We start from the raw sequence: 15,516 nt of genomic DNA, 5'->3' as shown, positions 1-15,516 counted from the left end.
ACCGCTCCGGCGCCGGACGGTGCAGCGGTCGTACGGGCGGAGCCCGAGGCCCGGCCGCAGCGGCCTGAAGGACAGCAGAAGCAGCAAAAGCAGCAGAAGCAGCAAAAGCCGGCGCGCACCGCACGGCGCGGCGAGCGTGGCGATCGGCAGACCGACGGGAAGTACGGCAGGCTCACCGAACAGATCATGGATTTCTTCGCGGGCACCGGTGGCGCCGATGTCCGTGCGCGTGACGTCGCCGCCGCACTCGGACGGGACACCGACGCCGGCAGCATCAACGCCGTGCGCAGCACGCTCGACCGGCTTGTCGCGACCTCGCGCGTCCAGCGCGCGGGGCGCGGTCTGTACCGCGCCAATCCGTCCTGATCACGTACGCGAGCACGCAGGTGTCACAACACACGGTTCTGACCTGTCAGTAAAGGTGGAACCGAGAGAAAACAGAGGACACCGTGCGTGAGATCCTGATCGTCGGCGGCGGTTACGCGGGCTTCTACACAGCGTGGGGCCTTGAGAAGAAGCTGCGCCGCGGGGAGGCGCGGGTCACCGTTGTCGACCCGCGTCCGTATATGACGTACCAGCCGTTTCTGCCCGAGGTCCTGGCGGGGTCCGTGGAGGCCCGCCACGCCGCCGTGTCACTGCGGCGGCATCTGCGCCGTACCCGGGTGATCGCGGGAACGGTGACGGAGATCCGCAACAGTGGTCGGACCGTCACCGTCCGGCCGGAGCGCGGGCCGGACTATCAGCTGAACTACGACATGCTCGTGGTGACAGCGGGGGCGGTCACCCGCACCTTCCCGATACCGGGGCTCAGTGAGCAGGCGTTTGGTCTGAAGCATGTCGAAGAGGCCGTCGCCATCCGTGACCGGCTGCTGACCTCCTTCGACCGGGCGGCCGCACTGCCACGCGGGCCCGAGCGCCAGAAGCTGCTCACGGTCACGTTCGTCGGGGGCGGCTTCTCCGGTGTGGAGGGTTTCGGCGAGTTGCTGTCCCTGGCGGCCGCGCTGTTGAAGCACTACCCGGAACTCGACGCCCGAGAGCTCGACTTCCACCTGGTCGAGGCGCGCGGCCGAATCCTTCCCGAGGTCACCGACGAACCCGGTGCGTGGGTGGTCCGGTCCTTGGAGCGGCGAGGGGCGAAGGTGCATCTGAACACCCAGCTCGACTCGGCCGAGGACGGCCACGTCGTGCTCTCCAACGGGCAGGAGTACGAGTCGGGCCTGATCGTCTGGGCCGCCGGCAACGCGTCGAACCCCACCGTCCACAACCACACCGACCTTCCGGTCGATGAGCGTGGTCTGCTCGTCGTACGGGCCGACCTGCGCGTGGGTACGGACACGGAGGCGGTGCCGGACGTGTGGGCCGCGGGCGACGACGCTGCCGTACCGGACCTCGCGGCGGGCCGGGCGGGAGCACATACCGTGCCCAACGCCCAGCACGCCGTACGGCAGGGCAAGCGCCTGGCGAAGAACATCGTGGCGACGTTGCACGGGCGGAGCACCAAGAACTACGTCCACCACAGCCTGGGCGTGGTGGCCACGCTGGGTATGGGGCGGGGCATCTCCCAGTACCGGCGCCTCGTCATCAAGGGCTTGCCCGCCTGGCTCATGCACCGCGGCTACCACGTGCTCGCCGTGCCGACGTGGGAACGCAAGATCCGCGTCCTCGCCGTCTGGCTCACCGCCGCCCTCTACGGGCGGGACATCGTCTCGCTGGCCTCGGTGCAGCGCCCCCGGGAAGCCTTTGTATCCCGGGGCAACCCCCGTAATAGTGACGAGCCTGCCGAGATGAAGGCTCGGTGATCCTGGGGCAGACCTGAGTGCCGTGTGTCGGCCCGGCCCGGCGGCGTACGAAGCCTGCCGAGGACCGGGCCGACGCGGCTGTCCTCGCGAGAGCGCCTGCTGGTGCCGGTTACTCCACGAAGTACGAGTCGTGCCTCACGAAGAACTCGGCGCGCTCCTCGTCCGTGGCATCGGCGAGCTGCGACAGTCCCTCGAAATACTCTTCACGCGGCGCGCCCGGAGTGAAGAGCAGCAGCATTTCAGCCGGTGCGTCGGAGTCGTTGCGAAAGGCATGAAGCCCGCCCTGCGGCACATGCAGAAAGTCGCCTTTTTGCCCGTCGATCCACTCCGCGCCGTTGAAGAGGCGAACGGTGCCGTCGAGGATGAAGAAGGACTCCGAGATGGACTTGTGGAAGTGAGTGTTGGGGCCGCCGGCCTTGGCGCTCATCTCGACCCGGTAGAGACCGAATTCACCTCGAGTGGTGGCGGTGGTCGCCAGATAGTGAATGGCATCTCGGCCGGCTGTGCCGACATTCGGTGCGGTGCTCGCCGGTCGGAAGTTGGCGTTGATCTCGCCGCTGCTTCCCGAATACACCTGCTCTGGGTAAGACATGCCTACCATCCCTTTACGTGTGGTGGATGCGCAATGGCGCTTTTGCTTGCGGCCACGCCCTGCTATGAAGGACCGAATACCCCATGCGTATGTGACACGTTTGCCAGACGCCGCTCCAGCGGCCGGATCGCCACGCTCGCCGTCAGCGCCAGGCAGGCCACAACCATCCACGGCAGCACCTGGTTTACGTCGTACAGGACGCCGAACAGGCCGGGCGTCACCATGTCCGCCGTCGCGAACGAATACTGGAACGCCGCCAGATAGGTCCCTCGCATCCCCTCCGGCGCCGCCTCCGCGGAGAGCGCGTTCGAGGCCGGGCCGTGCAGCATCTCCGCCGCCGCCCACAGCAGCATCACCAGCGTCAGATAGCCGACCAGCAGCGGCCCTGGCGGCAGCAGCACCGCCATGGCGGCAGCCACGCACCAGGCAGCCCACAGCCGGCCGCCCCAGGCCATCGCGCCGCCCCGGGAGGTGCGTCGTCGGGAGCGGCGGGTGACCTCGGCCGTACAGGTGGCCACGACGGCCGTGGTGATCGTGAGGAAGGCGCCGACCGTCCAGCCCGGCGCTTGCAGCCCGCGGATCACATGGACCGGGATTGCCACGGCGAGGAAGACCGTGCAGATGTTGAACAGCGTGTTCACGCCGATCAGCGCCAGATACGGCCGGTTGCGCAGCAACTTCCGTACCGCGTCGGAGGATTCCCCGTCAGGTCCACCGGCCGGCCGCGGCGCACCGCGCACGAACAACGCGACGATCATCGCCGCGATGACGAAGGAGATGGCATCCGCCATCACCATTCCCCGGTACGCGTGCTGCGAGCCGAGCGCGAGCAGCCCACCCGCGAGCACCGTGCCGGCGCCGGTACCGGCCGCCCGGATCATGCCCGCCCGGGCGAACCACTGGTCCCTCGCCTCCCCGTCCGCCTGCTCGGAGATCAGCGCGAAGATCGACGACCAGTACACCCGCAGCCCCACCGCCTCGACCAGCGCCGCGAGAAACAGCGACTGCGGACCCGCCACCCACAGGTACAGAAAGAACCCGGTTGCCTGCAATAACTGCCCCGCGATCACCACCGGCCGTGGCCCGATGCGGTCGACGATCCGCCCGACGAGGAGCGGCAGCAGGAGCGAACAGGCGGTGGCGGCGGTCAGCAGCAGGCCGACATCAGCTTCCGACAGGTCGGTGACAGCGAGGAAGTAGACCATGGACAGCGGGAGATAGAGCCCGGTGCCGATGGCGTCGATGGCCAGCGCGGCCGGCAACGCCCAGGCGGCGCCGCGGCGGACGCCGCTCATTCCCACTGGGCGGTCCTCCGTTGGGTGTCACGGCCAGGAGCCGCGGCAACGTCGCGGGCACGCATATCGACGTCGTCGAGTCCGGCGAAGTGCTCCATGATCTGCTCGGTGAGTTTGCTTCCGGCCCATCTGCGGTGCCGCTCTCAGTCTGGACGCGGGCATGGGGATCCCCGGACATCGTAGGCAGTGGCCGAACGATGGAACGCAATGGCTTCCTGGGGTCTGTCGTCGAAGGGGGCGTCCGGCCGCGAGCGGCGTCGGGAGCAGGGCGCCCCCTTTGACGACAGGCCCTAGCACCCTGCGGCCCCGGCGGGGCGCGTGTGGCGCAGCGCGTCGGAGACCGACTTGATGCGTGTGTCGACCGTGTCAATCGCCTCTTGGAGCATCTGGAGACGGGCCTCGAGCAGGGCGGCCTCGGCTGCCAGAGACACACAGGCGGCGGCAGGATCGGAGTGCTGGTGAGCGTCTCGGGGCATCATGCGTCTTTCTTCGGCTCAGGCCGGGCGTCGTACGAAACCGGCTTCCTCGCTGTGTCAATGCGGGCAGCGCGCAAGCCGCCACCCGCATTGACCGAACAGCCGGGGGAGCTGTGACAGCCACGGACCGGCGCCCAAGGGCTACTGGAAGTCGCAGCCCGGGTTGGGGGCGTCCTGGGAGAAGGGGGCGCCGTGCGGGAGGACGTAGAGAACTTCCAGGACGACGTCCGTGGCACCGAGGTTTCGGCCGATGTGTACGTGGTCGGCGCCGGGCGGTTCCTCGAGGAAACGGCCCTGGGGGTGCACACCGTCGGACTTGCAGGTGGCAGCGAAGTGGCTCAGGGTGCCCTGCTTGACATACGCGTAGAGGGTGCCGTCGTGGAAGTGCCAACCGGTTGCCTGACCCGGCGGGATGGTGACTTCCCGCAGGATGTAGTCGCGCCCGGCCACGGTGGACTGGGCGATGACCTTGCCGGTCACACCGGGACCGCCCGGGGTCGCGTGCGCGTACCCTGCAGGGATGGACAAACCGATAAATAAAGCCCCAATAGCTCCCATACGGGCTATGTTGTGCATACCATTCCCATCTCATGGTGAGGTGTGGTGATTGTTGGGCCGGGCCCACGCGGATCGGCGTCCGCTCAACAGAGTCGCACGGTGCTTTCTCCGGCGATGAGCGATCGGCGCACGGCTCACCCTAGGCCACGGCCCGCGGAAGTCACTGACGGTGTGCATGCGTGACAATCCGTATTCGGTCGAGCCCCGCCGCTGCGGTGTTCGTCGGTCCGCACGTCTTTCTGCCCCGGTCCTGTCACAGGACGGGGGCGACCCCGGTCTATGCAGGAGACGCGATTGGAGCAGCAGTGACCTTCACCGACCACAGCCCCCTCGGCACCACGACGAGCGCCCTTGACGAGGCTGTTTCTGTCTTTGTGCAGCTCCAGCCTCGTCTTTTCGGCATCGCCTACCGCGTGCTCGGCAGTGCGGTCGAGGCTGAGGACGTGGTCCAGGAGGTGTGGCTGCGCTGGCAGAAGACCGACCGCTCCGCGGTGGTCAGCCCGGCGGCCTTTCTGTCGAGTGCGACGACCCGGTTGGCCATCAATGTCGCCCAGTCGGCCCGTGTGCGCCGGGAAACCTACATCGGGCCGTGGTTGCCCGAGCCCATTGATACGAGCTCGGACCCGGAGGTGGGCGCGCAGCGGGCGGAGGCGCTGGAGCTGGCTCTGCTGCTGGTGCTGGAGAAGCTGAGCCCCGCGGAGCGCGCGGCGTATGTACTGCGTGAGGCGTTTGATTACAGCTATCCCGAGATCGCCGACATGCTTCAACTCAGCGTCGTCAATGTGCGGAAGATCGTAAGCCGCGCTCGTAAGCACCTGGGCGCGGAACAGCGGGAGAGCGTGGACGCGGAGGAACACCGACGCCTTCTGGAAGCCTTCGTCGGCGCAGCTCAGAGGGGTGACATCGGCTCGTTGGAAGCCCTCCTCACCCCGGATGCCGTCAGCCTGTCCGATGGCAACGGGATGCGGGGCGCTGCGCGCATACCGGTTCTGGGCCGTGCGCGGGTGGCGAACCTGGCGACTGCGTATCCGCGATTCTGGCGTGGCTTGGATCTCCGGTCTGTCCATGCCAACGGGCGTTCGGGAGTGATGATCTACCGCGAGGGCGAGCCCAAGACGTTTCTGACGGTGGCTGCCTCGCGGGAGGGCATCTACAAGGTGATGTGGCTGTTCAACCCGAGCAAAATCGCCGCGTTCCTCGATTCACGCTCTCGCTCCATGTAGCCACTCGGTTCCCCGTCGTGAGCCCAGGCCAGAGGCCGTCACTATGCCTGTGACGGCCTCTGGTGTGCGCTGGGGGGTTGGTTCCAGGAGCGGAGTTTGTCGGGGTTGAGTACGACCCAGACCTGTGCCACGCGGTGGTCGGCGATGTCGAGGCTGATGACCGCGGCCACCTGGTCGCCGTAGCGTGCCACCAGACCCGTCCGGCCGTTGACGGACTGGGCGGTCAGTGTGGTGCGCGGGCGCCGGACCAGCAGTGTCATCAGGCTGTGTGCGACGTGTTCGCTGCCGTGCACGGGTCGGGCCAGCGCACGGACCTTGCCACCGCCGTCGAAGAACGCCGTGGCATCAGGCCACAGCAAGGATGCCAGCAGCCCGGCGTTCTCGGTCACACAGGCGTGACGGACGGTACGGGCGACCGTGTCATGCTGCTCCGGCGTCGTGGGACGCGACCGTCGCGCCCGAAGACGGCGACGCGCACGATCGGCGAGTTCGACACACTCCGGCCCCGTACGCCCCACGATGTCGGCGACCGTATCGGGCGTCATCCCGAACACTTCGTTGAGCACGAACGCCGCACGTTCCGCCGGCGAAAGAGAGTCCAGAGCATTCAGCAGAACCCCGCTGATCTCCTGCTCCAGCTCCGCGCTCGCCCGTGCGCCATCGGCGTCTCCCGCATACGGGCCGCCCCCCTCACCCTGGTCCGTGTCCTCGCCGCGATCCGGCAGGGCCAGGCGGCCCAGGCAGATGCCACCCGCGGTCTTGGCAAGCCAGGAGCGGGGCACCGCGATCCGCGCACGCGCCGAGTCCGACAGCCCGTACCACCGACGGTAGGTCTCATCAATGACACTCTCCGCCGCGCCGCCGCTGCCCAGCATCCAATAAGCGACATCCAGGAGATATCGACGCTCATCGAGCAGCTCCGCGATCGGCACTGCATCACCGGCATGGTCCATACGGCATCCTCCCTCGCCTCAATCCATGTGACAGGGCAGGCATGGATCTTGTGACATGGCACAGGCGGTGCCTTCCGTAGCCGTGTCACATATGCGTCGGCTACTCGGTCTTACGTAACAGCCACCGAATCGAGGAGGTTTCTCCATGCATTGGCGTGAAAGGGCAGCTTGCCGGGGCGTGGACCCCGACTTGTTCTTCCCCATAGGGAACAGTGGCCCGACTCTGGAGCAGATTGACGAAGCCAAGGCCGTATGCGGCCAATGCCCCGTCGTGGAGCAGTGCCTGAACTGGGCCATGCGCGTGGGGCGGGTGGAAGGCATCTGGGGCGGTACGACGGAGGGTGAACGCCGCGCGATGCGGCTACGTGGGGCCCGGCAGTCCAAGGACGCGGTCACCGTGGTGGCGTGACGGGTTCGGCGCCGCGCCGGGGACGAACCCGCCGTGGCGGTACGTGTCACATTTTTGCCGCTTATCCGGTCTATCGGTCGAAGAAGTTCATGGGCCTTCCGGCGTGAGGAGTTCGACGATGGACAACTGTGCTCTCGAGCCTGCGGCTCAGGAGATCGCGGAGGCGACGGCCAACGCGGGCCGGTCAACCGAACCGCAGCGAGGGCGCAGAGGGGAAAAGGTTGCCGAATGGACCCGCGGGCGGCTGGGCGTCCGCAATCTCACCAGAGCCGGTATGCGAAAGGCATTCCCGGACCACTGGTCCTTCATGCTGGGGGAGATCTGCCTCTACAGCTTCCTCATCGTTATCGCCACGGGCATCTATCTGAGCCTGTACTTCCACCCGACGATGAACCAGGTCGAATACCGTGGCAGCTACCTGCCCCTGCGGGGCCAGATGGTGTCCGAAGCATTTGATTCAACCATGCACATCTCCTTCGATGTGCGCGGCGGCCTGCTGATCCGGCAGGCCCACCACTGGGCGGCGCTGATATTCGTCGCCGGAATATTCGTGCATATGATGCGCGTGTTCTTCACGGGCGCGTTTCGCAGGCCGCGCGAGCTCAACTGGGTGTTCGGCTTTCTGCTGCTGCTCCTGGCCATGTTCGCCGGTTTGACGGGATACGACCTCCCGGGCGATCTGCTGTCCGGGACCGGACTGGTGGTCGTGAACGGAACACTCCTTTCCGTGCCGATCGTCGGCACTTATCTGTCGATGTTCCTCTTCGGGGGTGAGTTCCCCGGGAACGACCTGGTGGCGCGATTCAACGCCATTCACGTTCTGGTGATCCCCGGCCTCATGGTGGGGCTGATCGTCGCCCATCTGATCCTTGTGTTCCGCCACAAGCACACCCAGTACCCGGGGCCGGGGCGCACCAACAGGAACGTCATCGGCATGCCGCTCCGGGTGCACGCGGTAAAAGCTGCAGGGTATTTTTTCCTGGTCACCGGGGTAATCTTCGTCATCGCTTCGATCGCACAGATCAATCCCATCTGGGAGTACGGCCCCTACCGCCCCGATCAGGTTTCGGCGGGATCACAGCCGGACTGGTACATGGGCGTAGCCGACGGGCTGATTCGGGTCATGCCCGGCTGGGAGATCAGTATCTGGGGCCATACCCTGGCCCTTGACAACCTGATCCCGCTGTTGGCCGGCGTCGGTCTGTTTCTCGTCATGGGTGCGTACCCGTTTATCGAGGCATGGGTCACCGATGACGACCGTGAACACCATCTCCTCGACAGACCACGCAACCGGCCGGTGCGCACGGGGCTCGGCGCGGCATGGATCAGTGTCTATCTGGTGGCGCTGACCGGCGCCGGGAACGACATCATCGCGACCCAGTTCCATGTCTCGGTCAATTCCGTGACGTGGGCAGTTCGCATCGGCCTCTTCCTCGTACCCATCGCTGTCTATGCGGTGACGAAGCGGTGGGCCCTCGGCCTCCAGCGTCGCGACCGGGACAAGGTGCTGCACGGACGTGAGACCGGCATCATCAAGCGCTTGCCGCACGGGGAGTTCGTCGAGGTGCATGAGCCACTGAGCCGGGAGCGACTGCACATCCTGACAGCGCACGAGCAGTACCAGCCCATCGAGTCCGGTGGCCCGGGTGTTCAAGGAGGCCCGGTGAGGAGTACCAGCCGCACTCGACGGTTGCGGGCCAGGCTCAGCCGGGGCTTCTACGGGGAGGGGACGCAGATTCCCAAGCCCACCGTCCAGGAGTACGAGGAGATCACCAGCGGCCATCGACGGTGATATGCGAGCGCGGTGTCGAGGGCCGATCGTCGAGATCCAGGTCACATTCGTGCGTGTCACAGGGGGTCGGGCTGCCTCGTCTCAGGGGGTGTAAGCCACTGGCGATCACCGAGGAGAGCACATCATGGACGCGCGACTGAACTACTTCACCATCCCTGCCGCTGGGAAGGCTCTCAAGTACTTCATGTCGGCGGGCAAGGAGCTCAAGGACATGCCACTGCCCGCCGCGACGCAGGAACTGGTGGCCCTGCGCGTGAGCCAGATCAACGGCTGCGCCGTCTGCATCGACATGCACACCAAGGAAGCCACCGCCGCGGGCGAGACCCCGGTACGGCTCAACCTGGTCGCGGCATGGCGGGAGGCCACCGTCTTTACCGAGGCCGAACGCGCCGCACTGGCACTGGCAGAGGAAGGCACCCGCGTCGCCGACGCGGCCCACGGGGTCAGCGATGAGACATGGGCGCAAGCCGCCACCCACTACGACCAGGAACAGCTCACCGCCCTGGTCATCCTGGTCTCCTTCATGAACTCGGTGAACCGGCTCAACATCATCACCCAGCAGCCCGCCGGCAACTACCAGGCCGGACAGTTTCACTGAGACCCCGAGTCGTTCACCGGCTGACCGGCGGTAACGCACAATCCCGATCAACCCTGTGCTCGGCGTGGTACACCACACAAGTGGCGTTGCCACGCCGGCAGGCTGTTGATTTCGCTTCGACCGGTACGGCCGAGGGCGAGGAGTGAGGGTATGGGATTGTCGACGGCGTTTACGGAACTGTTCGGTGTGGAGCATCCGATCGCCCTGGCCCCGATGGGCGGGTCGGCCGGTGGTGCCCTGACGGCGGCGGTCTCGCGCGGTGGCGGGCTCGGACTGCTGGGCAGCGGGAACGGGGATCAGGACTGGCTGGCCCGCGAACTGCCCGTCCTGGTCGACGAGTGCGCGGGGAATCCGTGGGGCATCGGGTTCCAGACGTGGGCAATCGACGACGGTGTGATCGCGCGGACGCTGGAGCACAACCCGACGGCGGTGATGTTGTCCTTCGGCGACGCCGGTCCGTTCGTGGAGCCCGTCCGCAGCGCGGGCGCGGCGCTGATCCTCCAGGTCACCGACATGGCGGAGGCCCGTAGGGCGGTGGATCTGGGTGCCGATGTGATCGTGGCGCAGGGCACCGAAGCCGGTGGGCATGGGGCCCGGCACGGACGGTCCACACTGCCGTTCGTACCGCTCGTGGTGGATCTCGCGGCGCCGGTACCGGTGTTGGCTGCCGGCGGGATCGCCGATGGCCGCGGCGTGGCGGCGGCCCTGGCCCTGGGGGCTGCGGGGGCCCTGCTCGGCACCCGCTTCCAGGCCACGACCGAGGCCCTGGTCGCCCCCGCGACCGCCAGGGCGATCGTCGAGGGACGCGGGGAGGACACCGAGCGCAACAGGGTGCTGGACATCGCCCGCGCCTCACGGTGGCCGGCGCAGTACACCGCACGCACCCTTGGCCACCCCTTCCTCGACGAATGGCGGGGCCGGGAGGGCGAGCTCGCAACTGCCCCTCATGCCCAGGAGGCCTACGAAGACGCCGTGGCGCAAGGCAAGATCCCCGTACTGCCGCAGTGGGCCAGCCAGGCCATCGACCTCATCAACGACCTGCCGTCCGCGGCCGATCTGGTCGGCACCCTGGCCGCCCAGGCCGAGGACGCGCTGGCCCGAGCGGGCGGACGCTGACACCTGGTATGCGGCGTTGAGGCTCGCCGGCGGTCATCGGTTGAACAGCTCGAAGACAACGGCTGGTTGCCCGCCGAACCGTGCGCTCAGCTCGCGGGTGTTCTCGGTCAGGAAACGACGCACATAGGTCTCGGGATCCTCGTCCGTCAACGCCTCGATGTAGGCGCGGTGCTCGAGCAGCGAGCGCACCGCCCGCTCCAGACCGGGCTCCGCCGGTACGGCGTGGGTGGGGTTCTTGGAGTTGGCGACGGCGACCCAGCGGACACCATTCCATGGTTGCAAGCCCTGCTCGGTCAGCTCCGGAAAGATCCAGCGGTTGCCGGCGTCCGCCGCCGCGTCGAGCGTGGCGTGCCCCACGGCCACGTGGTCCGGGGTGTTCCAGACGCCCCCATCCCATGTGGTGTGATGGTTGAGGGTGATCACCAGCTCGGGCCGGTGGCGACGGATGGCAGCGGCAATGTCACGACGCAGGGAGACGCCGTACTCGATCGTGCCGTCCCGGTGGTCGAGAAACTCCACCACGGACACGCCGACGGCGGCGGCACTGGCCCGCTGCTCACGCTCCCGCAACGGTCCGCACTCAGCCGGTGCGACGGTGTCGATGCCTGCTTCGCCACGCGTGGCGAGGACATAGGCGATCTCGCGGCCCTCGTCGATCCAGGAAGCCATGGCGGCCGAACACCCGTATTCAAGGTCATCAGGGTGGGCCACCACGGCGAGGGCACGCTGCCAGTCCGTGGGCATGGGCTGCAGCTGCGTAGAGTTCGACTCCGTCATGGTCTCTGCTCCTCATGGTGGGTCATGGCCAGTACAAAACGTCATAGCGGACTTGCGCTACTCATCGCGGGCGGTGGCTGGGCCGTGGCTCCAGGGGCGGCGTCGTCAACCACCCATGCCTCCGGCATTGAGGCCGATGACGGTCCGGGGCCGCGCCTCGCACCGTGACGAAGGCCAACACCGCCCCGACCTCCAGAATCGCCGCGCATATCGGCATCGCCCGGCGAAATGACTCGTTGAATGCCTCGCCCGAGCGATACGCGTCCGAGTCCATGCCGGTGAGCAGCGGCAGCGCCGCAACGGCGACGAGCCCGGCGGCCCGCGCGGCCGCGTTGTTGATCCCGCTTGCGAGTCCGGCTTTTCCACTGTCCACCGAGGCCAGCAGGGTCACCGTCAGCGGAGCGACGAAGCTGACCATGCCGGCGCCTATGACCAGCAGGGCAGGGAGAACATCGCCGACATACGACGCGCCGAGGTCGACCCGGAGCATCATGAGCATCCCCGCCGCGGTCAGCAGTGGACCCACGGGACAGCGGCATCATGGGGTCAGGCCGATGCCGTTCTACGAACACAAACGCGAAGCCCGCCGCCACGCCGCCGGCCGCCGAGAGGGCCACCACGAGGCTTCCATTCCGGGCCTCGACCAGCGCGTATGTCGCCAGAGCGAGCGCAAGCGCCCCAAGGGCGGCCCCTGAAACGTCGAAGCCATGCTGTCGGCGCGCGGTGTCCTCCGGTACCGCCCCGGTTCCGGAGTCCACCGCGGCAGCCTGATGGGGAGCGGCCATGGATTCCGGTACGTGGCGCAGCGCGATGGACACACATGCCAGAGCCAGCGGTACATTCAGCAGGAAGATCCAGCGCCAACCAGGGCCATCCACCAGCCAGCCGCCCAGGAACGGGCCGACTGCCGCGCCGATGCCGCCGAATCCCGACCACAGGCCGACCGCGCGGGCCCGGTCATCCGGGTGGAACGATGCCTCGATAAGTGCGAGCGAGCCCGGGGTGAGAAGCGCGCCACCGACGCCCTGCAGGGCGCGAGCGGTGATGAGCATGCCCATGTTGGGAGCGAGGCCGCACAGGAGCGAGGCCACGCCGGCAGACACGGTGTGCACACTGAGTCGGTGTGAATCACAGTGTCTGCGTACGGAGTGGCGTCGCCCCGCGCCGTTCCCACTGCGTGGAACGGCGCGGGGGCGAGACGGCCACTGGCAGGGCTCACTGCTGCTGCGCGAGCCAGTCGGCGAACTTGGTCTCGGCGATGTGCGCGTCAGGGCCGGGCAGGAGCGTGGTCTCCTGCAGCTCGGCACCCCAGTACGTGGCCTTCGGGTCAGTGACGATCTTGCGGGGGTCGTTCTTCGCGGCGAGTCCCATGCGGATGAAGTCCTCGAGCTCGAAGGCCTCAGGGCCCGCGACCTCCACCACACCGTTGACCGGGGGACCGACCGCGGTGCGGCCGACGGCCGCGGCCACGTCGTCGGAGACGATGGGCTGGATCTTCCCGGCGGGCAGACGCACGGTGTCGCCGTCGGTGACCCCGTCGGCGAGCCCCTTCGCGAACTCGAAGAACTGGGTGGCGTGGACGATGGAGTACGGGATGCCCGAGTCCTTGATCAGCTCCTCCTGGGCCTGCTTGGCGCGGAAGTACCCGCTCTCCTGCAGCCGTTCGGTGCCGACCACGGACAGCGCCACATGGTGTGTCACACCGGCCTCGGCCTCCGCCTTCAGCAGGTTGGTGGTCGAGGTGCGGAAGAAGTCCATCACGGCCTCGTCCTCGAACGAGGGGGAGTTGGACACGTCGACCACGACCGACGCGCCCTCCAGGACCTCGGCCAGGCCCTCGCCCGTCAGCGTGTTGACGCCGGTGTTGGGCGCGGCCGCGACCGCCTCGTGCCCGTGCTCGGTGAGCTTGCCGACCAGCTTCGAGCCGATGAGCCCGGTACCACCGATCACTACAACCTTCATCATGGAAACCTTTCGGATGTTGTCATACGTGTGCGGCGCGCGCATTCTGCGATGCACTGTTCACCGGCACCGGCTGATGTGGCCTTCACTGGAGAGACCGGACAGCCGCGCAATGTGTGACAGGCGGCCGCAGAGATTCGACAGGTGCCGGCGAGCGGACATCACTCGACGAGCTTTCCTTCGGTCGAGACATCCTCCATCAGCGCGGAAATCTCGTCCGGGATGGGCGGAATGCTTTCGTGGGTGACACCCGTCGTCGGGGACCAGACAAGGTTGACCTGCAGAGCAGGGTCGAGGTCCGGGTAGTCGCTGCGGTTGTGGCAGCCGCGGGTCTCACGGCGCTCAAGCGCCGCTTCGAGCGTGGCCCGGGCCGCCAGGGCGGCCGACTTGAGATCGAAGGCGTGCGCGAGATCCTGATAGCCGGCGATGTCGGGGTGGACGCCGACGTCTTCCATCCTCTTCTCGATCGCGGTGAGCTCCGCCAGCCCGGCGCGCAGCCCCTCTCCGTCGCGTACGACTCCCGCATGTTCGGTCATGGTGTTACGGATGGCGCGCTGCAGGGCCCGGACGTTCTCCGGCCCGTCCGCCGCGAGGAGATCGTCGATCTCGGCACGGGCCTGGGCCACCGCCGACGCCGACCGCGGCTGCGCGGTCAGCGCCTCCGAATAGGCGGCGGCGGCCTGGCCCGTGATCCGGCCGAAGACCAGCAACTCGATGAGACTGTTGCCACCGAGGCGGTTGGCGCCGTGCAGCCCGCTCGACGCCTCACCGATCGCGTACAGGCCGCGGACGTCCGTGCTGTGGTCCTCGGGCCGTACCCAGACCCCGCCCATCGAGTAGTGCGCGGTGGGCGCGATCTCGATGGGCTCGCGGGTGATGTCCAGCATCTGCAGGTCCAGAAGGGTCTGGTAGACCCGGGGGAGCCGAGTCATGATCGTCTGCCGTGGCAGATGAGAGACATCGAGCCACACCGCGCCGTTGGGGGTCCCGCGCCCCTCCTTGATCTCCGTGTACGAGGCGAGGGCCACCCGGTCGCGGGTGGACAGCTCCATGCGCTCGGGGTCGTAGCGGGTCATGAACCGCTCCCCGAGCGCGTTGCGCAGGACACCGCCCTCACCGCGCGCGGCCTCGCTGACCAGGGTGCCTGCCGCGTTCTCCGGCTCGATGATCCCGGAGGGATGGAACTGAACCAGCTCAGGGTCGCGCAGACGGGCCCCGGCCTCCACGGCCAGACGGAACGAGTCACCGGTGTTCTCGTCGCGTCGTGAGGACGTACGCCGCCAGATGCGGGTGTGGCCACCCGCCGCGAGAATGACGGCGTCGGCATGGATGAGATACCGCGTCCCATGGGTGAGGTCGAAGCCGTAAGCCCCGAAGACGGCACCGTCATGCACCAGGAGCCGAGTGATGTAGACGCCGTCGAGCACCGGGATATCAAGCTGATCCGCGCGTCTGATGAGAGTGCGCTGGATCTCCAGACCGGTGTAGTCACCGGCGAAGGCGGTGCGCCGGAACTTGTGCGCACCGAAAAAGCGCTGGGAGATCCGGCCGTCCCCTTCCCTGGCGAAGGCCATGCCGTACCGCTCCAGGTCGTCGATGCCCCGGGCCGCGCCCTGGGTGACGATCTGGGTGGTGCGGGGGTCGGCGAGCAGATAGCTCTCCTTGAGGGTGTCGGCGGCGTGCTGCTGCCAGCTGTCCTCGGGGTCCATCGTGGCCAGAGCCGCGTTGATTCCTCCGGCGGCGAGTGCCGTATGGGCGTCCTCCTTGGGGCGTTTGCCGACGGCGAGGACGTCGACACCGGACTCGGCCAGTTCGATCGCCGCTCGCAGTCCCGCCCCTCCTGTGCCGATCACCAGCACCGTGGTGGAAAGACGTCGTTCGATCACAGCCACTGTTTACTCCGATCGTGAAGGTTGTCATCCACTACGACCAGGTGATTCGGGTATCTGTGACACCCACACGTTGC

General features: G+C 67.5%; 14 protein-coding genes and 2 pseudogenes. 7 read left to right on the top strand and 9 right to left on the bottom strand.

Features of this window, described 5'->3' with window-relative positions; all coding sequences use genetic code 11:
* Both CCN51_RS56885 and CCN51_RS01765 read left to right on the top strand, forming a co-directional pair.
* Positions 1-366, top strand: a pseudogene (locus CCN51_RS56885) (hypothetical protein); the annotation flags it as partial.
* 83 nt (positions 367-449) lie between these two features.
* On the top strand, positions 450-1,799 hold the full coding sequence (locus CCN51_RS01765) for an NAD(P)/FAD-dependent oxidoreductase (protein ID WP_014172943.1): 1,350 nt from the start codon (positions 450-452) through the stop codon (positions 1,797-1,799).
* 109 nt (positions 1,800-1,908) lie between these two features.
* Here the strand turns inward: CCN51_RS01765 and CCN51_RS01760 are convergent, their stop codons facing one another.
* The 4 genes from CCN51_RS01760 to CCN51_RS01745 all read right to left on the bottom strand — a co-directional run bounded on the left by CCN51_RS01760 (position 1,909) and on the right by CCN51_RS01745 (position 4,720).
* Complete coding sequence (locus tag CCN51_RS01760) at positions 1,909-2,391, bottom strand: cupin domain-containing protein (RefSeq protein ID WP_043485972.1); 483 nt, start codon at positions 2,389-2,391, stop codon at positions 1,909-1,911.
* A 62-nt stretch (positions 2,392-2,453) separates the two neighbouring features.
* Entirely contained in the window at positions 2,454-3,686 is a 1,233-nt protein-coding gene (locus tag CCN51_RS01755; RefSeq protein ID WP_014172941.1) for an MFS transporter, read from the bottom strand.
* A gap of 290 nt (positions 3,687-3,976) precedes the next feature.
* The gene (locus tag CCN51_RS54765) at positions 3,977-4,117 is read right to left on the bottom strand and encodes a hypothetical protein (RefSeq protein ID WP_158104641.1); all 141 of its coding nucleotides are present in this window, start codon (positions 4,115-4,117) and stop codon (positions 3,977-3,979) included.
* Positions 4,118-4,303: 186 nt separating this feature from the next.
* Positions 4,304-4,720 (bottom strand): cupin domain-containing protein, encoded by a 417-nt coding sequence (locus CCN51_RS01745; protein ID WP_086013709.1) that lies wholly within the window; start codon positions 4,718-4,720, stop codon positions 4,304-4,306.
* Between the two features lie 305 nt (positions 4,721-5,025).
* Between CCN51_RS01745 and CCN51_RS01740 the strand changes: the two genes are divergently transcribed.
* Entirely contained in the window at positions 5,026-5,943 is a 918-nt protein-coding gene (locus tag CCN51_RS01740; RefSeq protein WP_014172938.1) for an RNA polymerase sigma-70 factor, read from the top strand.
* A gap of 41 nt (positions 5,944-5,984) precedes the next feature.
* Here the strand turns inward: CCN51_RS01740 and CCN51_RS01735 are convergent, their stop codons facing one another.
* Positions 5,985-6,896 carry a sigma-70 family RNA polymerase sigma factor family protein gene (locus CCN51_RS01735; protein WP_014172937.1) on the bottom strand — a complete coding sequence of 304 codons (912 nt, stop codon included), beginning with the start codon at positions 6,894-6,896 and terminating at the stop codon, positions 5,985-5,987.
* A 145-nt stretch (positions 6,897-7,041) separates the two neighbouring features.
* Between CCN51_RS01735 and CCN51_RS01730 the strand changes: the two genes are divergently transcribed.
* From CCN51_RS01730 to CCN51_RS01715, 4 genes are all read left to right on the top strand, one after another.
* A complete protein-coding gene (locus CCN51_RS01730; RefSeq protein ID WP_043485968.1) occupies positions 7,042-7,305 on the top strand; it encodes a WhiB family transcriptional regulator in 264 nt (87 codons plus the stop codon).
* A 118-nt stretch (positions 7,306-7,423) separates the two neighbouring features.
* Positions 7,424-9,097, top strand: a complete 1,674-nt coding sequence (qcrB, locus tag CCN51_RS01725) for a cytochrome bc1 complex cytochrome b subunit (protein WP_014172935.1) — start codon at positions 7,424-7,426, stop codon at positions 9,095-9,097.
* A 124-nt stretch (positions 9,098-9,221) separates the two neighbouring features.
* Entirely contained in the window at positions 9,222-9,695 is a 474-nt protein-coding gene (locus CCN51_RS01720) for a carboxymuconolactone decarboxylase family protein (protein WP_014172934.1), read from the top strand.
* A gap of 150 nt (positions 9,696-9,845) precedes the next feature.
* Complete coding sequence (locus tag CCN51_RS01715; protein ID WP_014172933.1) at positions 9,846-10,811, top strand: NAD(P)H-dependent flavin oxidoreductase; 966 nt, start codon at positions 9,846-9,848, stop codon at positions 10,809-10,811.
* A 33-nt stretch (positions 10,812-10,844) separates the two neighbouring features.
* Here CCN51_RS01715 and CCN51_RS01710 read toward each other — a convergent pair whose 3' ends face one another.
* The 4 genes and pseudogenes from CCN51_RS01710 to CCN51_RS01695 all read right to left on the bottom strand — a co-directional run bounded on the left by CCN51_RS01710 (position 10,845) and on the right by CCN51_RS01695 (position 15,442).
* Positions 10,845-11,588 (bottom strand): PIG-L deacetylase family protein, encoded by a 744-nt coding sequence (locus tag CCN51_RS01710; RefSeq protein ID WP_014172932.1) that lies wholly within the window; start codon positions 11,586-11,588, stop codon positions 10,845-10,847.
* Between the two features lie 61 nt (positions 11,589-11,649).
* Positions 11,650-12,676 (bottom strand): annotated as a pseudogene (locus CCN51_RS01705) (MFS transporter); the annotation flags it as partial.
* 127 nt (positions 12,677-12,803) lie between these two features.
* Entirely contained in the window at positions 12,804-13,550 is a 747-nt protein-coding gene (locus tag CCN51_RS01700; RefSeq protein ID WP_043488555.1) for an SDR family oxidoreductase, read from the bottom strand.
* A 161-nt stretch (positions 13,551-13,711) separates the two neighbouring features.
* Entirely contained in the window at positions 13,712-15,442 is a 1,731-nt protein-coding gene (locus CCN51_RS01695) for an L-aspartate oxidase (RefSeq protein WP_086013629.1), read from the bottom strand.
* Positions 15,443-15,516: the final 74 nt, after the last annotated feature.

The sequence above is a fragment of the Streptomyces milbemycinicus genome (assembly GCF_002154605.1).
Classification (GTDB): domain Bacteria; phylum Actinomycetota; class Actinomycetes; order Streptomycetales; family Streptomycetaceae; genus Streptomyces; species Streptomyces milbemycinicus.
The sequence above is the reverse complement of the archived record's forward strand: the minus strand, read 5'-3'. Positions and strand labels throughout refer to the sequence as shown.